The 19,201-nt window shown below is 43.4% G+C and carries 13 protein-coding genes; 10 read left to right on the top strand and 3 right to left on the bottom strand.

Annotated elements, in window-relative coordinates; all coding sequences use genetic code 11:
- Positions 1 to 490 precede the first annotated feature (490 nt).
- Together LLF79_RS13000 and LLF79_RS12995 are read right to left on the bottom strand one after the other, a co-directional pair.
- Positions 491 to 850 (bottom strand): helix-turn-helix transcriptional regulator, encoded by a 360-nt coding sequence (locus LLF79_RS13000; protein WP_004115449.1) that lies wholly within the window; start codon positions 848 to 850, stop codon positions 491 to 493.
- 49 nt (positions 851 to 899) lie between these two features.
- The gene (locus LLF79_RS12995; RefSeq protein WP_040118088.1) at positions 900 to 1,886 is read right to left on the bottom strand and encodes a cation diffusion facilitator family transporter; all 987 of its coding nucleotides are present in this window, start codon (positions 1,884 to 1,886) and stop codon (positions 900 to 902) included.
- A gap of 210 nt (positions 1,887 to 2,096) precedes the next feature.
- On the opposite strand from LLF79_RS12995, the gene LLF79_RS12990 reads away from it, so the two are divergent.
- Positions 2,097 to 4,595: a heavy metal translocating P-type ATPase gene (locus LLF79_RS12990; RefSeq protein ID WP_004115454.1), complete on the top strand. Its 2,499-nt coding sequence runs from the start codon at positions 2,097 to 2,099 to the stop codon at positions 4,593 to 4,595.
- 10 nt (positions 4,596 to 4,605) lie between these two features.
- Positions 4,606 to 5,070 carry a Cu(I)-responsive transcriptional regulator gene (cueR, locus tag LLF79_RS12985; protein WP_004115457.1) on the top strand — a complete coding sequence of 155 codons (465 nt, stop codon included), beginning with the start codon at positions 4,606 to 4,608 and terminating at the stop codon, positions 5,068 to 5,070.
- Between the two features lie 97 nt (positions 5,071 to 5,167).
- Here cueR (LLF79_RS12985) and cadR read toward each other — a convergent pair whose 3' ends face one another.
- Positions 5,168 to 5,620 carry a Cd(II)/Pb(II)-responsive transcriptional regulator gene (gene cadR / locus LLF79_RS12980; RefSeq protein WP_004115460.1) on the bottom strand — a complete coding sequence of 151 codons (453 nt, stop codon included), beginning with the start codon at positions 5,618 to 5,620 and terminating at the stop codon, positions 5,168 to 5,170.
- Between the two features lie 81 nt (positions 5,621 to 5,701).
- Between cadR and LLF79_RS12975 the strand changes: the two genes are divergently transcribed.
- The 8 genes from LLF79_RS12975 (at position 5,702) to LLF79_RS12940 (ending at position 19,193) form a co-directional block, all read left to right on the top strand.
- Positions 5,702 to 8,236, top strand: a complete 2,535-nt coding sequence (locus LLF79_RS12975; RefSeq protein ID WP_004115463.1) for a heavy metal translocating P-type ATPase — start codon at positions 5,702 to 5,704, stop codon at positions 8,234 to 8,236.
- 79 nt (positions 8,237 to 8,315) lie between these two features.
- On the top strand, positions 8,316 to 8,720 hold the full coding sequence (locus LLF79_RS12970) for a helix-turn-helix domain-containing protein (protein WP_053287298.1): 405 nt from the start codon (positions 8,316 to 8,318) through the stop codon (positions 8,718 to 8,720).
- Positions 8,710 to 8,973, top strand: coding sequence for a hypothetical protein (locus LLF79_RS12965; RefSeq protein WP_004115466.1), 264 nt, complete (start codon positions 8,710 to 8,712; stop codon positions 8,971 to 8,973). The genes LLF79_RS12970 and LLF79_RS12965 overlap by 11 nt, the downstream gene beginning before the upstream one ends.
- A gap of 308 nt (positions 8,974 to 9,281) precedes the next feature.
- Entirely contained in the window at positions 9,282 to 10,223 is a 942-nt protein-coding gene (gene lpxC / locus LLF79_RS12960; RefSeq protein WP_040118089.1) for a UDP-3-O-acyl-N-acetylglucosamine deacetylase, read from the top strand.
- A gap of 297 nt (positions 10,224 to 10,520) precedes the next feature.
- On the top strand, positions 10,521 to 10,943 hold the full coding sequence (cueR, locus tag LLF79_RS12955) for a Cu(I)-responsive transcriptional regulator (protein ID WP_048286510.1): 423 nt from the start codon (positions 10,521 to 10,523) through the stop codon (positions 10,941 to 10,943).
- Positions 10,944 to 11,088: 145 nt separating this feature from the next.
- Positions 11,089 to 14,529, top strand: coding sequence for a molybdopterin-dependent oxidoreductase (locus LLF79_RS12950; RefSeq protein WP_004115474.1), 3,441 nt, complete (start codon positions 11,089 to 11,091; stop codon positions 14,527 to 14,529).
- 264 nt (positions 14,530 to 14,793) lie between these two features.
- Positions 14,794 to 16,026, top strand: a complete 1,233-nt coding sequence (locus LLF79_RS12945; RefSeq protein WP_032705257.1) for an efflux RND transporter periplasmic adaptor subunit — start codon at positions 14,794 to 14,796, stop codon at positions 16,024 to 16,026.
- Positions 16,026 to 19,193 carry an efflux RND transporter permease subunit gene (locus LLF79_RS12940; RefSeq protein WP_044597654.1) on the top strand — a complete coding sequence of 1,056 codons (3,168 nt, stop codon included), beginning with the start codon at positions 16,026 to 16,028 and terminating at the stop codon, positions 19,191 to 19,193. Before LLF79_RS12945 ends, LLF79_RS12940 begins: the two co-directional genes overlap by 1 nt.
- Positions 19,194 to 19,201: the final 8 nt, after the last annotated feature.

Genomic DNA, 19,201 nt, shown 5'->3' with positions numbered 1-19,201 from the left:
CTAAATCCGCCTAAAATCTGGTAATAACCCAGCTAAAAGGCTAAATTTGGCCTGAATAGGCAATATATTGCTCAAAACCGGAAAATTAGAGTGTAAAAAATAGACAGACATTGCATAGTATCGATCATGACCTACATTGGGTGACTTGTTCGCACCTTCCCTAGCTTACGCTCCCTTCCCGGAGCGTTTTTTTACTCACCCATTTTTCTTCAACAGTCATGGGACGGTATTTTTCTGACCGTCTTAGGCAAGCAATATCAAATAACTATAAATTAACTGTTTCCTCTGTATATCACCGTATCTGTTAGAACACATGGGGATACTTCTGGAATATAGGGTAAATATATTTAGTATTCTGTTTTGTATATTTAATCTTAAGAAGGACTCAATATGAAATTATTTTTCAGACTTAAGGGGGCTTTATTATCTCCCCTCTGCTAAGGTGAGTCACAACTTCACAATTTCAACTTATCAGAATTTTCTGGGATTATTATTCTGCTATGTGAAATGCCATATCCTGAAGAACATGGCTTACATGCTGATCCATAATGCTATAAAAGATGTACTTGCCCTTTCTCTCTCCTCGAACGAGTCTTGCACCCCGCAACAACCTCAGATGATGACTGACCAGAGATTGTGATAACTGGAGCGACTCAGCAATGTCACCTACAGAGACCGAACCACGCATACAGTAAAGCAGGATTCGTAGTCTTGACTGGTCCCCCAGTAGATGGAAAATCTCGGAAAGTAGCCCAATTTCATTTTGCGAGAGCATTGATAGATCTGGCTCTGTGCCATAATCTGTCGCGGAACAGTTTCGTACGTTGCCGCAATCTGATGTGTTGGACATTATGGTTCTCCCTCCAGAATTGGTAGTGCATTACCACACCTGATTAATGTTAGTGGCCTGGTGTAGAGTGGTCATGCTTTTTTTCGTGTTCGTGTTCGTTACGCGGTTTTGTCGGAGAAAGACTACATGTATTATCGTTTTCATCGTAATTCCAGTCGATGCCCACAGTTGCGTGTTCTATTTTGAAATGCTCATAAAGTTCTTGTTTTACAAGCTTTACTACGTCTTTCACGTCCACATCTTCCTTTGCTCTTACTTCCAGTGTTGCCATTATTCGGCCTGAGGTTATTTGCCAGACATGAATATGACTTACGGCAGCTAAGCCTTGAACAGAATTGATTAGTCTCTGCTCTACCTTGTCTGGGGAAGCATTTTCGGGAGCACCTTCTAACAGGATGTGCAGAGATTTTGCTAATAACTTCCAGGCACTACGTAAAACCAGTGCTGCGACGAGAACGGAGAGTATTGGATCAATTGGTGTCCAGCCCGTATAGTAAATGACAATAGCGGCGACAATAGCGCCAACAGAACCCAGTAGATCCCCCATCACATGTAAAATAGCGCCTTTGACGTTTACATGATCAGTCTCACCACGGGTCATGATCCATAATACCAATACGTTGACCAACAATCCTACAATGGCAACGATCAGCATTGGGCCTGCCAGTATCGCTGGTGGAGCTTGTAACCTCTCCCATGCTTCATATGCAATCCACGCCACAATAGCGAAGAGTGTCAGGGCGTTAAAGAATCCAGCGATGACTTCAAATCGCAAATATCCAAAGGTTCGTTTGCTGTCAGCTTCCCGGCGCCCAAAACGGAATGCTGCATAAGCCAGCGCTAAAGCTACAGCATCAGTAAGCATGTGTCCTGCATCTGCCAGCAATGCTAAAGAGCCAGAAAGTATCCCTCCAACAGCTTCGACCACCATGAATGTGAATATCATGAGGAAGGAAATAAGGACCTTACGCTCGTTTGCGCTGGTCACTGCTGGAGTATGCTCATGCTCATGTTCGTGGTCATGTGATTGTGACATAGGGCCTCAAGGCGTAGGCTGTACACTATGTTTTAAATATAACATATGAACATATGTTCATGTAAAGTGTTTTTATGGCCATCCATTGATATCGATTTGTTAGCCATGCGTTTCACTGTGTCAGCATGTTCAAAATAATGCACTTGACCTTCCCACGATGGTAAGCCTTAAGGTTGTTCTATATCTGAACCCAACGATGAGAAATACATCATGAGCATTCAAAAAAAACAGCATTCTAATGATGCTGAAACTCAGGTTAGCCTGCCTATTGAGGGGATGACCTGTGCAAGCTGTGTTGGACGAGTCGAAGCCGCCTTAACGAAAGTTGAGGGTGTGGAAAGCGTAAGTGTAAATCTTGCAACTGAGCGTGCAGACATTCTCTTGAATACACCTGTTGAACGTATGGCGCTAATCAAAGCAATTGAAAATGTGGGTTATGAGGTTCCCCTAACTTCTGTTGAATTGTCAGTCCAGGGCATGACGTGTGCATCGTGCGTAGGGCGTGTCGAAAAGGCGCTTAGAGCTGTTGAAGGTGTAAAGGATGCAACAGTTAATTTAGCGACTGAGAGGGCCACTATACGTGGAGTAGCCGGAACTGATGACCTGATTGCGGCTATCGAGAAAGTTGGCTACGAAGCCAGCCTGGTTGATACCCGTGGCCAGAATAATGTTGAGGCCGCTGAAAAAAAAGATGCTGAAAAGGCTGCATTGAAGAAAGATTTAGTTCTGGCGACCATACTTGCACTACCAGTCTTTATTATGGAAATGGGATCGCATCTGATACCGGGAATGCACCAATGGATAATGGATACCATTGGGCTCCAGGAAAGCTGGTATCTCCAGTTTGTGTTAACTCTGCTGGTGTTAGTTATTCCGGGACGGCGCTTCTACCTGAAAGGTATTCCGGCGTTAATAAGGCTTGGCCCAGACATGAACTCTCTCGTCTCCGTTGGGACACTTGCTGCATTCGGTTACTCAATGGTTGCGACCTTTGCACCTGGCCTTCTGCCTCAGGGGACCGTCAATGTGTATTACGAAGCTGCAGCGGTAATTGTCGCCCTTATTCTTTTAGGACGATTTATGGAGGCTCGGGCTAAAGGGAGAACGTCCGAGGCTATCAAACGTTTGGTTGGATTACAGGCCAAAGAGGCGCATGTGTTGCGTAATGGCGTTGTTGTCGATATTCCAATTAATGATGTAGTCCTTGATGACATTATCGAAGTTCGACCAGGTGAGCGAGTGCCTGTTGATGGTGAGGTAAGTGAAGGAACAAGTTTTGTAGATGAATCGATGATAACGGGGGAGCCTATCCCAGTGGAGAAAGTGCCTGGTAGCTTAATGGTTGGCGGGACGGTTAACCAGAAAGGTGCATTGAGGTTGCGTGCAACAGCCGTTGGTGGTCAGACGATGCTGTCGCAAATAATCCGAATGGTAGAGCAGGCTCAGGGTTCTAAACTACCAATACAAGCAGTGGTCGATAAAGTAACGCTGTGGTTTGTTCCAGTAGTGATGCTGGCGGCTTTGTTAACATTCCTTGCCTGGTTAACATTTGGGCCATCACCAGCTCTGTCTTTCGCACTGGTTAATGCCGTGGCAGTGCTGATCATTGCCTGCCCATGTGCAATGGGATTAGCTACACCTACTTCTATCATGGTAGGAACTGGCCGTGGCGCTGAAATGGGGATCTTGTTCCGTAAGGGGGAAGCTCTGCAATTGCTCAAAGATGCTAAGGTTGTAGCTGTAGACAAAACTGGCACCTTAACTGAGGGGCGCCCCGTAATGACAGACCTGGAGTTAGCCGAAGGGTTTGAGCTTAACGAAGTTTTAGCAAAAGTTGCGGCTGTTGAATCACGTTCGGAACATCCTATTGCCCGCGCTATCGTTGAATCCGCACTGGAAAAAGGAATATCGCTGCCAATATTGACTGAGTTTGATTCAATTACTGGGATGGGAGTTCGGGCTATCGTTGACGGGGAGCGTATAGAGGTTGGTGCCGATCGCTTTATGCGTGAGTTAGGATTGGATGTAGAGCATTTTTCGCAGACTTCAGTACGTCTTGGGAACGAAGGGAAATCGCCACTTTATGTTGCTATCGGTGGCCGCTTGGCAGCCATCATCGCAGTGGCTGATCCTATTAAATCAAGTACACCAATTGCCATAAATGCATTGCACCAACTGGGGCTCAAAGTCGCAATGATTACCGGTGACAATGCCAATACGGCTCATGCTATTGCAAGACAACTAGGCTTTGATGAAGTGGTTGCTGAAGTGTTGCCTGAAGGAAAAGTTGAAGCGGTTCGTCGGCTGAAGGAATCCTACGGCAAGGTAGCTTATGTTGGTGATGGTATTAATGATGCTCCAGCGCTAGCAGTGGCAGATATTGGGCTTGCAATTGGAACGGGGACCGATATCGCGGTGGAATCTGCTGATGTTGTCTTAATGTCCGGAAATCTGCAGGGCGTCCCTAATGCCATTGGATTGTCGAAGGCAACGATCGGTAACATCAGGCAAAATCTTTTTTGGGCATTTGGTTACAATGCAGCATTGATCCCTGTAGCCGCAGGACTGCTGTATCCTGCCTACGGATTGCTGCTTTCGCCAATTTTTGCTGCAGGTGCGATGGCGCTATCCAGTGTATTTGTTCTGGGCAATGCACTTCGTCTGCGTCGTTTCCAGCCCCCGCTGATGGAAGATGCTGGGAATCATTAAAAGGTGAGTTATGAACATTGGTAAAGCATCAAGCGAATCAGGAATCTCCGCCAAGATGATTCGTTATTACGAGCAAATTGGCTTGATCCCTGCTACTGGTCGTACTGAAGCTGGTTATCGTGACTATGCTCCCAATGATATCCATCGCCTGATTTTTATTCGAAGCGCTCGCGACCTCGGGTTTTCTCTGGAAGAGATAGAGGGTTTGCTTAAGCTATGGAATGATAAATCTCGTCAGAGCTCTGATGTTAAACGGTTGGCGCAGGAACATATTAATGATTTAGATCGGCGTATAGAAAGTATGCGTCAAATGGCAGACACACTCAGAGTGTTAATCCAAAGTTGCGCGGGAGATGAACGAGCTGAATGTCCTATTCTTCATAGATTAACGATTGCTGATGATATAAGTCATTCGGGTAAACGAGAAGGTGCGGTGCAACGTCGTTCTCGTGGAAACAGAGTGTCAAAAGATTAGCTATTTTTCTAGGACCATGATGGCGTAACACTAAAGAGTTGGACTTGTGTTTCGCCATCACTGAGCTTTTTCTATTAATTAACTTTATACGGAAATACTAATGTACGCCTCCCAGATGGTCGGTGGGTACAGTTAGAGGAAGGTCTCTATCTTCATCTTCAGCTGTCAGTTTTTGGACTATCCCACATTCGTCTACGCTACGGTCTGCATTGCAAACATCATTAAGTTCTTGAAGTTGTTTTTCTAGCGCTATTAATTCATTAATACGATGCTGGACATGAGCGAGGTGGGCACTGATTATCGCGTCAATAGGTCCACATTCTTTACCGTTATTATTGATTGCCAGTAGTAATGCGCGGATTTCCTCATGCGTCATATCGAGAGAGCGACAGCGTCGGATAAATAACAATTTTTCCAGATGGTTATTATCATAATGGCGATAATTATTTTCAATATCTCGTAAAGGGGCCTGAAGTAAACCTTCCTTTTCGTAGTAACGAATAGTTTCTACTGGGCAACCGGCCTTACGAGCTAATTCACCAATTTTCATGAATCCCCCTTCATGTGCTTGACCCTGTAGTCAGATCAGGGTCTTTAATCGTCAGTATAGTTAACAGGCGAGGCAATTAAAATGAGTGGTTCCGTAAAAAACAGCAAAACTCAAGTAAGAGAGGAATCTGCTGGTTGTTGTGAAAAAATTAACTTGATAGTAGGGAGCAAAATGCAGCGTTCTGAAGAACCGGCTAAGGCTCATGGTCACGCACATGACCATAAAGATTGCAGCGCTGAGCTCTCTCATAAGGAGCATGGTCATGGAAGTGACAAACATTTACATCGCGAGCAAGGGCATGTGAAAGGTGGGCATGCACATGAAGGATGCAGCCATGAACATAGTCATACTGATGAAGAACATGATCATGGTGAGGAAGAACATAGTCATGGCGATCATCAGCATAAGGGGTGTAACCATGACCACGCTCAGGATGATCAGGCTGATGAACATCATGGACATAGCGGTGACTGCTGCTCAGGTGCGCCAACAAATTTAAGTAATCTAGGTGGTTCTAAAGTTGTAGCTGGTGGGTTACGAACTGAAATACGTATTATGCAGATGGATTGCCCTGTTGAGGAAAATCTCATCAAAAAGAAACTGGGGGCAATGACCTCTGTTAAAGAGCTTGATTTCAACCTGATGCAGCGTGTTCTGACTGTAACCCATACACCTGATTCGCTTGAACCTATCTTGGTTGCAATTCGCTCCTTGGGATTCGTACCCGAAGTTTCGGATAACAATGGTGAAAAGAAAAACATCCAGGAGAAAAAAAAGCCTTGGTGGCCGTTAGCTCTGGCTGGTGTGGCTGCACTTGCGGCTGAAGTTATGCACTGGGCTGATATGCCTGACTGGCTTGAAGCGGGATTAGCCTTGATAGCCGTTCTTTTGAGTGGTTTGACAACCTATAAGAAAGGTTGGATTTCAATTCGCAATGGTAACCTGAATATAAACGCACTGATGAGTATTGCCGTTACCGGGGCTTTGGTTCTTGGGCAGTGGCCAGAAGCAGCGATGGTTATGGTTCTATTTACCATCGCTGAACTGATTGAAGCAAAATCACTCGATAGAGCTCGAAATGCCATTGGTTCACTGATGAGCCTGACCCCTGAAACCGCAATGGTCCAACAAACTGATGGATCATGGCAGGAAGTTGATGCCAGCAGCGTACAACCAGGAAGTATTGTAAGGGTAAAACCAGGCGAACGAATTGGTCTTGACGGTGAGATTGTTAAAGGTCAAACAACGATTAATCAGGCTCCAATTACTGGTGAAAGTTTGCCTGTCGATAAAATGGCGGGTGACTCCGTGTTTGCCGGGACAATAAACCAGTCAGGTTCTTTTGAATATAAAGTCACTGCAGCTGCCAATAACACCACCCTTGCTCGCATCATTCATGCTGTTGAGCAGGCGCAAGGCGCCAAAGCAGCTACACAACGTTTTGTTGACCGCTTTTCCCAGATTTACACGCCAGTCGTTATGGGGATTTCGGTTGCTGTTGCTGTATTGCCACCATTGTTTGGCGCAGGTACATGGCAAGAGTGGATCTATAAAGCTCTAGTCATGCTTGTCATCGCGTGTCCATGTGCGCTGGTTATTTCTACACCAGTAACAATTGTCAGTGGACTTACTGCTGCTGCTCGTAAAGGAATTCTCATTAAAGGCGGTGTTTACCTTGAGCAGGGACGTAAATTAAAAGCTTTGGCGCTTGATAAAACTGGGACGATTACTCATGGGAAGCCAGTACAAACTGATGTCATGGTTTTCAATGGGGAAAGTGAGCTTGAGGTTCGTACAGTTGCAGCAAGTCTTGCTAGCTACTCTGATCATCCTGTCTCACAGGCCGTTGTGAATGCTTCTGTTGATTTGAAAAAACAGAGTGTTGAAAACTTTGAGGCTATTGTAGGTCGAGGTGTGCATGGTGTGATTGCCGGCAAAGACTTTTATCTTGGTAATTTGCGATTGGCAGAAGACCTCCTGAGTTGTCCGTTAGAGGTTAAAGCTACAGTACAAAGTCTGGAAAGCCTAGGTAAAACAGTTATTTTGCTCAATGATGGAAAGCAAGTGCTTGGGTTATTTGCTGTTGCAGATACTGTCAAGAACACGAGTCGCGAAGCGATTCAACAACTCCATCACCTTGGTGTCAAGACAGTTATGTTGACTGGGGATAACCCGCATACAGCCAAAGCAATAGCATCTCAGGTCGGTATTGATGAAGCTCGTGGTAGTCAGTTACCTGAGGACAAACATCAAGTAGTTCAAGAGTATTCACGTATTGGTGTTACTGGAATGGTTGGTGATGGCATCAATGATGCGCCGGCACTGGCTGCGGCAGATATAGGTTTTGCTATGGGGGCAATGGGTACTGATACGGCAATTGAAACTGCAGATGTGGCCTTAATGGATGATGACCTGCGTAAAATCCCTGCCTTTGTAAAATTGTCCCGACAGACGTATAGCTTACTCGTGCAAAATATCAGTCTCGCATTAGGTATTAAAGCTATTTTCCTTGTATTAACGCTCATGGGAATGGGGACTATGTGGATGGCGGTATTTGCTGATGTTGGTGCTAGCCTTCTGGTTGTAGCAAATGGTCTGAGATTGTTACGTAAATAGTATTTCTAGAAAGTTCTTCATGGATGAAGAACTTATATTTTTTTTTAGATAAATGTAGAATTTAGTTATAAGGGGACATATGATCACAAAAACGTATGCGGATAGTGTGGTTAAAGATATCGTCCAATGGGTCGAAAATTCACTGACATCTACTTTACTTGTGGAGGAAATTGCAGAAAAATCTGGCTATTCTCGATGGCATTTTCAACGCATTTTTAAACACGCAACGGGAATTGCGTTAGGTGAATATGTTAGAGCCCGACGATTAACCTGTGCTGCAGTAGAGTTGAAACTAACTACTAAAACAGTTTTGGAAATTGCTCTCCACTATGGTTTTGAATCACAACAAACTTTTACTCGTTCATTCAAAAATAAATTCCATCTTCCACCAGGAAGATACCGTAAACAAATCGCCTGGGATTTGTCTGCACTATGCCCTCCATTACTGTTAGAACATGAGGAGAATTTCACAAATGTTAATTAATGACACTATACTGGTTTCCATGAGCGAAGAAGTTGCCAATAAATATATCAAGATGCAGGATGTTTTACTGGATGATGAACCTTGCGTCGACATCGTACGGGTGATTTATGATTTAGAGCATGCAGTCAAAGAATTTAAAAAAAGAATAATACTTCAGCATATAAATTATTGCCACTCTGGGGAATGTGAAGATCCTGATTTACATATTGCATTAATTGACGATGTGAAAACTATTCTTGATTACTTAGAATGAAGTTAAGGAAACTAGAATCAAAAACAGCACTAACCCATATGAAATATTTTGAGTTTATTTAAAGACATGATCAGATTAACCGATTTTAGCTACCAGATAGAAAATGATGGATCTTATCCCATACATTTGTATCGAGAAACAGCATGTCTCATGCTTAGGGGGCTAAAACACTTGACCCTGAATCAACTATAGGGTTTGTAATGGAGCCAATTCGAGAGTAGTGAGCCGAGATTAGCGAGATAAGAATCATTATCAATTAATTTCTTATCGTGGCATTTGAAGCATCACGAATAGCAAATGAGGTCTCCATGATTAAGCAAAAAACCATCAAAAATATTGTCGAACTAAGTGGTATTGGTTTACATAGCGGCAGCAGCATTCATATGAAAATCATGCCCGCTACCGCTAATAGTGGCATACGGTTCCGTAGAACAGATTTAAATCCTTCAGTTGATATTCAGCTTCGAGCTGAGCAGGTTCATGACACCATGCTGGCTACAAGTCTAATTAATCCTCAAGGTATTAGGGTTTCAACGATCGAACATTTCCTTTCTGCTGTATCCAGTCTGGGGATTGACAATCTCCTGGTAGAACTGGATGCACCTGAGCTCCCCATACTTGATGGAAGCGCAAGAGAATTTATTGATTCTCTTATCAACGCTGGTTCGATAGAACAGTGTGCACTTAAAAAATATCTTCTTATTAAAAAAACTGTGTCAGTTAAAGACGGTGATAAGTGGGCTCTTTTACATCCGGACTCTAAGTTTTCCGTGGATTTCACGATTGATTTCAAGCATCCTTTAATCTCGGCTGATACTAATAAATTAAATATTGAAATGTCGAAAGAAAAATATATAGAAGAAATAGCTGGTGCACGTACTTTTGGATTTGTTCATGATGTAGAAAAACTGCAAAAAATTGGGCTTGTACTAGGGGCTGGTTTGAACAATGCGATAGGTCTCGATGAATATAGCGTCCTCAATCCTGAAGGTCTTCGTTTTAATAATGAACTAGTTCGTCATAAAGTACTTGATGCAATTGGAGACCTCTTTGTTTCTGGGTATAATATCATCGGTGCTTACCATGCATATAAATCTGGCCATGCTTTAAATAATAAACTAATGCTTGCTTTATTAAATGATACCGATGCATGGGAATTCGTTAATTTGCATGATTACAGCAGGGGGAAACTTAAAGTTAATATGTTGCCTGCGATTAATAAAGAATGCCCAGTATCATTAACTATCTAATAAATAATCATTTTTCATTAAGATTTTTAAAAACACTTAGGATTCTTTAATGAATGAATAAAATATAAAGTAAATTATCTTGGTTATGATTGAAAAAAAATAAATAATATGGCCCTTGACCTTCCTATCAGGGGAGGGTTTACCCTTTAAAGAGGGTAACTTCTGGCCCGAATTTTTTGGAAATAATTTGTGTGCCAACTTGTTCAGAGGCTTAACAAATTCCCCAGAAGTCTTGCCTGAAACTATGTCTTTTAACACTAACTTTAGTATCAGCGAATAGCATTTGGGGAGAGAATGATGAATATTGGTGATGCAGCTCGATTATCCGGGGTTTCGGCCAAAATGATTCGTTATTATGAGGAGGCAGGATTAATTCCTTCTGTCTCTAGAACCGCAGCTGGATACCGGATATACAAAGATGTAGATGTCTATAAATTACATTTTATACGCCGTTGCCGAGAGCTCGGTTTTTCTCTGTCTCAAACGGGAGATCTTCTCTCTCTTTGGGGAAATCATTCGCGCCAGAGTGCGGATGTGAAAAAATTAGTTGAATCACATATAAATGATTTGACTTCAAAAATAGAAGAACTTCAGCGTATTGCATCGACCCTTACAACGCTTTCAGATTGTTGCGCCGGTGATGATAAACCAGATTGTCCAATTCTGAGGGCACTGTATCTGGCGGAGACTTCGCGTAAGGACAAGGAAAATAGTCCTTGATGTCATTATAGCCACCTACCTCGAATCATTACAACCTGGATTTATTGTGCGAAACCTGTATGCCGTTAATTTTAACGGCAATCACTGCTTGCACAAGGAACAACTTCAATTATCGAAAGATCACTTTTTATTGGTGAGGTTTACAATGTTAAATATTATTCCCGGATATTGCACGCTTTGTCGTTCCCGCTGCGGGACGTTGAATGAGGTGATTGAGGACCACCTCATTAAGGTAAGGCCTAACCCTGAACATCCTAATGGTAAGGCTATGTGTATGAAGGGTAAAGCGGCACCTGAGTTAGTAGACAGCGCAAATCGAATTCTGCACCCGATGAAGAGAACTCATCCTAAAGGCGCAGAAAATCCGGGCTGGCAACGCATAAGTTGGGAAGAGGCTATGTCAACCATAGCCGGGCAACTGAAAAAATTTAAAAATGAGAATGGGGCGGAATCTGTCGCTTTCGGTTTTACTAGCCCAAGCGGTACACCCCTTAGTGATGCAATTGAATGGTTAGAACGTTTTGTTCGTATCTATGGCAGCCCAAACACCAGCTATGGGACGGAGATATGTAATTGGCACAAAGACGTTGCTCATCGTTGGACCTTTGGTTGTGGCATCCCTGTTGCTGACTATTCACATGCCGAACTTATTATTCTTTGGGGGCATAATCCAGCCAATACATGGCTAGCGCAGGCTAATGCGATAGGGACTGGTCGGAATAATGGCGCAAAGCTGATTGTTATTGATCCGCGTCCGACACCTTTAGCAAAAGAGGCAAATGCTTGGCTTAATGTATGTCCGGGAACTGATGGTGCATTAGCTTTGGGATTAAGCCATCTTTTGGTTGAAAGGCATATGTTTAACCAGGAATTCGTTCGTGACTGGACTAATGGTCCTTTACTGATTAGAAATGATAATGGCTATTTTCTTCGTGAAATAGATATTAACCCATTTGCCACCAGCAATCGCTACGTGGTTTGGGACGAACACATCCAGCAAGTAATATTTATCGATTCCGAAACCCGTACAGAAGAAACTCTTACACCTACAGCTGCACTTGAAGGCGATGTTGAAGTCACATTAGCTGATGGCGGTAAAATATCCTGCCATACCGCATTTTCCTCTTTTAAAAATATACTGGCTAATTATTCACCAGAAAATGTAAGCCGTATTACTGGGATATCTGTTGCTTCAATTGAAGCTGCTGCAAGTATGATTGGCAATGCTAAGAAAATTGCATATCACAGTTGGTCTGGAGTAGCACAGCATACTAACGCAACCCAAACAGAACGTGCTATTGCGACACTGTATGCTTTAACCGGTTGTTTCGATCAGGAAGGATGTAATCGAATCTATGCCAGCCACCCGGTAAATGTGGTTAATTCACCGACATTGATGCCTAAAACGCAATGGGAAAAGGCATTAGGTCTTGAAGAAAGGCCTATCGGCCCGCCTTCACAGGGTTGGGTTCATTCTCAGGATATCTGGCATTCAGTATTAGAAGGAACGCCCTACAAAATTCGCGGCTTAATTGGCTTTGGTGCCAACATATTACTTTCACAAAGTGATACTTCCCTCGGACAACAGGCACTTGAGGCGCTTGAGTTTTATGCTCATGTAGATTTGTTTGAAACACCTACATCAAAGTATGCTGATATCCTTTTGCCAGTAAACACCGCTTGGGAGCGTGAAGGCCTAAGAGCCGGGTTTGAAAGTAGCGCTGCTGCTCAGGAGCACATTCAGTTGAGAAAACAAATGGTTTCTCCGCGTGGTGAAAGTCGTTCAGATCTTGAGATTGTTTTCGACCTTGCATGTCGGTTAGGAATGAATGAAGCATTTTTTGATGGTAATATTGAATCTGCTTGGAATTATCAATTGAAGCCACTCGGTTTGACTGTTGAGATGCTCAGGAATAAGCCTGAAGGTTACGACATACCACTTGAGCATAAAGTCAGGAAGTACGCCTTAAAAGATCAAAAGACCGGGTATCTGACAGGTTTTAATACGGAAACAAAACGTGCAGAGTTTTACTCTGAGGTACTTCATCGGCACGGTTATAATCCTTTACCTGAATACGTACAACCTCAGGAATATCAGCGTAATGATCCTGATTTCCCCTTAATGCTGACATCAGTTAAAAGTGGTTTTTTCTGCCATAGCCAACATCGCAGCCTAACAAGTTTAAGAAAAAAAGCATCTTATCCAACGGTAGAGATATCGGTTACTCTTGCTGATGAAGAAAAAATTAAGACAGGTGATTGGGTTGAAATTGAGACTCGGGTAGGTCAGGCTCGTTTCAGAGCTAAGGTGGAAGAAAAATTATCTCACGAAACAGTTATTGCTGAATTTGGATGGTGGCAGGGTTGTCCTGATTTTGGAAAACCATCATATCCTGTTATAGGTGAATTTAGCAGTAATTTTAATAGCCTAATCAGTGGGGATAGTTATGATCCTGTAAGTGGTGCACTGCCACTCCGTTCGTTCAGATGCCGTATTCGTAGGCTGAATGAATTTGAATTAGTAAGACGTCCATGGGACGGACGTAGAACTTTCCAAGTTATAAGTTTGAAGAAAGAAACTGATAATGTTACAACCGTGACTTTTCAATCTAAAGCTGAGGGTTTTTTACCGGATTATGAACCAGGCCAGCATGTAACAATAAGCTGTTACCCACTGATCGATTCTGAAGATATCGTAACTAGAGCGTATTCGTTAACAGGCCCAGCATTTGTAGACGCTCGTAAAACTTATTCTATTTCTGTAAGGCACCAGACAGCGAGAGATGAGAATGGGGAGTTTGTTGAAGGAATAATGTCATCCTTTATTAACACTCGTTTGCAAGTAGGCAGTTTTGTTGAAATAACTCCACCTGGAGGCAACTTCATCGTCCCACTTAACGCAATGCAACCTGTCGTGATTTTTGCTGGTGGTATTGGTATTACACCATTTATCTGTTATCTGGAGTCTATTGATCCTGATGAAACTGGCCCTGAAATATGGCTTTTCTATGCCAATCAAAATAGTAAGCAACATGCGTTTAAGAAAAGAATACAGGAGTTAAGTAGCTTAATTAGCAGGCTAAAAGTAATAAATGTTTATAATCAGCCACTAGATTGTGATGTCCTGGGAGAAGATTACGATCGAGCAGGATTTGCTGGAGCGGGAGACGTTGATGCCCATCTAATTGAAAATAATGCTCGTTATTACATGTGCGGCCCAATGCCAATGATGGAGGCGATATCGAAGGGCCTTCAGCAAAGAGGTGTTCCAGCATTTGCAATTTTTTATGAGATATTTCGTTCTCCAGCAAAAATCAATGATGATCCTTCTCTACGCCATAAAGTAACTTTTGCGAAATCAGGAAGAGAAGAGATATGGACAACTGATAAAGGTACATTATTGAATTTTGGCGAGAAACTTGGAATATCAATGCCAAGTGGATGTAGGGTTGGCCAATGCGAAAGTTGTTCTACAAAGGTTATCACGGGGAGTGTTCAGCATTTGAATAATGTGGAACCCTCTGATGAGGGGGCATGTTTGACATGTCAATGTATCCCAGCAGGCGATATCACGATTGATGCATGATAGAAATGTTGGTTGGACATCAGGTTGCATATAGCGACCTGATTTTAATTTCCATTAAATCAAGTGGTTACAGAATATATTTTTTTAAAGTAATAGGTCACAGCTTTTTAGCCATTTTCTAAAAAATTCTCATGTGATTTCTCCAAATTTTTTTCGTTAGCCCTTGACCTTCCAGTTACTACAAGCTTTAGCCTGTAAGAAATTGCTACAGGCGCCAACTTCGGGCTGTCCGAAGGGTTTTGGGGAACGAAAAGGGTCATTATGATGAAAATGAGCATTAGGACAATGGTGATGGCAGTTGCTGTTGCAATCACAGCAAGCACATCGGTAGCGGTGGCTAAGGAAGATGGCAGCGGAAAAACATCTACGGCGCAGATACCAGCAGGTCCGCAGGTACCGGTCGCTGAGGTTATTTCGCGCAATATTATACCTTCGGCCGAGTTTACTGGTTCCCTGGCAGCGATCAAAACGGTAGAGCTACGACCCAGAGTCGGCGGGACAATCGAATCTGTAAGTGTTCCGGAAGGAAGCTTGGTACATAAAGGACAACTTCTATTTCAAATTGATCCGCGACCATTTCAGGTAGCTCTTGATAGCGCTAAGGCGCAACTTCGCCAAGCTGAGGCTCAGGCGTTTCAGGCAAATCGCAATTTTGAACGTGTCAGCCGACTGGTCAATAATGGGGCTGTTTCCCGTAAAGATTATGACGATGCAGCTTCTGATAAAAATGCCCGTATTGCCCAAGTCAATGTAGCGCAGGCTGCAGTAGAGGCGGCAAAGCTTGATCTCTCATATACACGAGTAACTGCGCCAATAGATGGCCGCGTTGATCGGATTTTGATTACTGAAGGAAATCTGATTAGTAATAGTGAAGGGGGGGCTGCAACTTTATTAACCACGATCGTTTCCTCAAATCCACTATATGCATATTTTGATATTGATGAAGCAACGTTTCTCAATACCGTCAGTAAAGCGCGTCCTGATGCAATGGAGGGTAGTAAAGAAAAATTACCAGTACATGTAGGTCTGGCTACTGAAAAGGGATACCCACATTCCGGTACTCTTGATTTTGTTGGTAATCAAATCGATCGTAATACCGGTACTGTTCGAGTAAGGGCCATTATCCCAAATACGGATGGTTTGCTTACTCCCGGAGCATTTGCCAGAGTTCAATTAGGCACGGGAAAAGCTCAACAGGTTATTTTGATCAATGACCAAGCAGTGGGAACTAATCAGGGTAATAAATATGTCCTGGTTATTGGTGACGATAGTAAGGCGCAGTATCGCCCCATCGAATTGGGACCCGTTGTTGATGGCTTACGAATTGTTGCTAAGGGCCTACAAGCCGGTGAAAAAATCATCATAAAAGGGTTAGTGCGACCGGGTATGGCGGTAACACCAAGTATGGTTTCGATGCAGTCTCTAGAGAGTTCATTGGATGCAAAACCAGCAACTCAAGGAAAGGCTTCTGATAGTAATAATAAGGGGGGTAATTAATGAAATTCCCTCATTTCTTTATACAGCGACCCATTTTTGCAATCGTCCTTTCACTATTTATGCTGATAGCGGGTGCCTTAGCCTTCTTTCAATTGCCACTCAGCGAATATCCTTCTGTAACTCCCCCAACAGTGCAGGTGACTGCAAGTTATCCTGGGGCGAATCCTAATGTTATAGCTGATACCGTAGCTGCTCCTCTTGAGCAGGCTATCAACGGGGTAGAAGGGATGCTATACATGAGCTCTCAGACTTCGTCTGATGGCCGTATGGTGTTAACTATCTCATTCAGGCAAGGTACCGATCCAGATATTGCGCAAATTCAGGTTCAGAATCGTGTATCCAGGGCTTTACCTCGACTGCCATCTGAAGTTCAGCAAATCGGCGTTGTAACGGAAAAAACCTCGCCGGATATACTCATGGTAGTTCATCTGTTCTCACCAGATAATCGATACAATCCGCTTTATGTATCTAACTATGCGATGTTGAACGTGCGTGATGAGCTTTCTCGCTTACCTGGTATCGCTAGTATTGCGCTTTGGGGGGAGGGTGAATATGCAATGCGAGTTTGGCTTGATCCTAATAAAATTGCTTCCAGAGGTTTGACCGCAAGCGATGTCACTTCAGCAATTAAAGAACAAAACGTTCAGGTAGCGGCAGGGTCAGTTGGACAACAGCCTAATACTTCATCCTCCTTCCAGGTCACAGTAAATGCGTTAGGGCGTCTGACAACCGAGGAGCAATTCGGCGATATTATTATTAAGTCAGGAACTGATGGCCAGGTTACTCGCCTACGTGATGTAGCCAGGATTGAGCTCGGTTCAGATAACTATTCGTTACGAAGTCTGCTGGATAATAAAGATGCTGTAGGTATGCAGATTGTAATGACACCTGGAGCCAATGCGCTGGACGTATCAGCATCTGTACGGTCAACGATGGAACGCCTGAAAGAAAAATTTCCCGAAGGTATTCAGTATAGTATCGCGTATGACCCAACATTTTTTGCTAGCGCATCGTTGAAATCTGTTGCAACGACTTTACTGGAAGCAACAATCCTCGTGGTGCTTGTCGTTATGTTATTTCTACAAACATGGCGAGCATCGATTATTCCATTAGTTGCCGTGCCGATTTCACTAGTAGGCACCTTTGCGTTAATGGATGTATTCGGATTTTCTCTCAATACGTTATCGTTGTTTGGCCTTGTTCTTTCAATTGGCATCGTTGTGGATGATGCGATCGTCGTTGTTGAGAACGTAGAGCGACATATTGCAAGGGGACTATCACCTAAAGATGCAGCCAGAAAGGCAATGGATGAAGTAACGGGTCCTATATTAGCTATTACTTCTGTACTGGCTGCAGTATTTATTCCTTCAGCGTTTCTTTCGGGATTACAGGGAGAATTTTATCGTCAATTCGCGTTGACGATTGCCATCTCGACCATCCTGTCGGCGATCAACTCTTTAACGTTATCTCCAGCACTGGCTTCTGTACTGCTTAAACCACATCAAGGTACAGATAAAAAAGACATGCTGACTCGGGTGTTGGAGCGCCTTTTAGGTTCGTTCTTCGGCCGTTTCAACACATTTTTCGACAGGTTATCGGAAAAGTACGTAGATACTGTAAGACGTATAGTTCGCGGGAGTACTATAGTCCTGATTTTGTATGCTGGTTTTCTGGCAATGACTTTCCTGGGATTCAAGCAAGTTCCGGGTGGCTTTGTTCCGGCGCAGGATAAGTATTATCTCGTTGGTATAGCGCAGTTGCCGACAGGAGCCTCGCTGGACAGAACAGAAGCAGTCGTTAAGGAAATGACCAGACTTGCATTAGCTCAGCCTGGAGTGGAAAGCGTGGTTGCATTTCCAGGTTTATCTGTAAACGGGCCAAACATGCCGAACTCAGCTTTGATGTTTACGATGCTGAAGCCTTTTAAGGATCGTCAGGACCCTTCCTTATCTGCATATGCCATAGCTGGTAGCCTTATGGGGAAATTTAGCAAAATACCTGATGGTTTTGTTGGGATATTCCCACCACCACCTGTTCCAGGTTTGGGAAGTATGGGCGGGTTCAAACTCCAAATTGAGGACAGAGCAGGATTAGGTTTTGAAGAACTGGCCCGAGTGCAAGGAACGATCATGGCTAAAGCCATGCAAACTCCAGAATTAGCTGGGATGATGGCTAGTTTTGAAACTAATTCACCTCAGATCCAGGTTGACATCGATCGCGTAAAAGCAAAATCTCAAGGAGTGGCTTTAACTGACATCTTTGATACATTGCAGGTCAATTTGGGATCACTATATGTTAATGATTTTAATAGGTTTGGCCGTACATATCGTGTAATTACTCAAGCTGATGCTCCATTCCGCATGCAGGCTGAAGATATCGGATTACTTAAAGTGCGAAATGCGGCTGGAGAAATGATCCCGTTATCGGCTTTGATTAATATCAAACTAACTTCAGGCCCTGATCGTGTGATGCGCTATAACGGTTATCCATCAGCAGATATTACAGGTGGAACAGCCCCCGGTTATTCTTCTGGCCAGGCAACCGATGCTATTGAAAAAATAGTGAAGGAAAGCTTACCTGAGGGGATGGCATATGAATGGACGGATCTCACTTATCAGGAAAAATTAGCGGGTAATTCTGCGCTATATATTTTCCCATTAGCAGTTTTCTTTGCATTCTTGATCCTGGCTGCACAGTACAATAGCTGGTCGCTCCCATTCGCTGTACTACTGATTGCGCCAATGGCGTTGCTTTCGGCAATTGGTGGGGTCTGGATTTCTAATGGTGATAACAATATCTTCACACAAATTGGTTTTGTCGTTTTAGTCGGGCTGGCCGCTAAAAATGCCATTTTAATTGTTGAATTTGCCCGAACTCAAGAGAATGAAGGACTCTCTCCTTTGGAGGCCGTACTTGAGGCTGCACACTTACGCTTACGTCCAATCCTCATGACGTCTCTTGCATTTATTGCTGGCGTTATTCCATTGGTACTGGCGAGTGGCGCGGGTGCTGAAATGAGACATGCTATGGGGATTGCCGTTTTTGCAGGAATGCTAGGTGTAACGTTCTTTGGATTACTGCTTACCCCAGTATTTTATGTTGTGGTGCGTAGTTTTTCGATAAGACGAAAAGTGAACTCCCATCAATTGTTGAGTGAGAAAAGATAGTTGCAACA

Origin of the sequence: Enterobacter cloacae complex sp. 2021EL-01169 (assembly GCF_020733125.1) — a bacterium.
In the GTDB taxonomy this organism is placed as follows: Bacteria; Pseudomonadota; Gammaproteobacteria; order Enterobacterales; family Enterobacteriaceae; genus Enterobacter; species Enterobacter roggenkampii.
The sequence above is the reverse complement of the archived record's forward strand: the minus strand, read 5'-3'. Positions and strand labels throughout refer to the sequence as shown.

Bases quoted from the DNA above. Each gene is read 5' to 3' on its own strand.
- LLF79_RS13000 (WP_004115449.1), bottom strand. From the start codon at position 850: ATGTCCAACACATCAGATTGCGGCAACGTACGAAACTGTTCCGCGACA.
- LLF79_RS12995 (WP_040118088.1), bottom strand. From the start codon at position 1,886: ATGTCACAATCACATGACCACGAACATGAGCATGAGCATACTCCAGCA.
- LLF79_RS12990 (WP_004115454.1), top strand. From the start codon at position 2,097: ATGAGCATTCAAAAAAAACAGCATTCTAATGATGCTGAAACTCAGGTT.
- cueR (WP_004115457.1), top strand. From the start codon at position 4,606: ATGAACATTGGTAAAGCATCAAGCGAATCAGGAATCTCCGCCAAGATG.
- cadR (WP_004115460.1), bottom strand. From the start codon at position 5,620: ATGAAAATTGGTGAATTAGCTCGTAAGGCCGGTTGCCCAGTAGAAACT.
- LLF79_RS12975 (WP_004115463.1), top strand. From the start codon at position 5,702: ATGAGTGGTTCCGTAAAAAACAGCAAAACTCAAGTAAGAGAGGAATCT.
- LLF79_RS12970 (WP_053287298.1), top strand. From the start codon at position 8,316: ATGATCACAAAAACGTATGCGGATAGTGTGGTTAAAGATATCGTCCAA.
- LLF79_RS12965 (WP_004115466.1), top strand. From the start codon at position 8,710: ATGTTAATTAATGACACTATACTGGTTTCCATGAGCGAAGAAGTTGCC.
- lpxC (WP_040118089.1), top strand. From the start codon at position 9,282: ATGATTAAGCAAAAAACCATCAAAAATATTGTCGAACTAAGTGGTATT.
- cueR (WP_048286510.1), top strand. From the start codon at position 10,521: ATGAATATTGGTGATGCAGCTCGATTATCCGGGGTTTCGGCCAAAATG.
- LLF79_RS12950 (WP_004115474.1), top strand. From the start codon at position 11,089: ATGTTAAATATTATTCCCGGATATTGCACGCTTTGTCGTTCCCGCTGC.
- LLF79_RS12945 (WP_032705257.1), top strand. From the start codon at position 14,794: ATGAAAATGAGCATTAGGACAATGGTGATGGCAGTTGCTGTTGCAATC.
- LLF79_RS12940 (WP_044597654.1), top strand. From the start codon at position 16,026: ATGAAATTCCCTCATTTCTTTATACAGCGACCCATTTTTGCAATCGTC.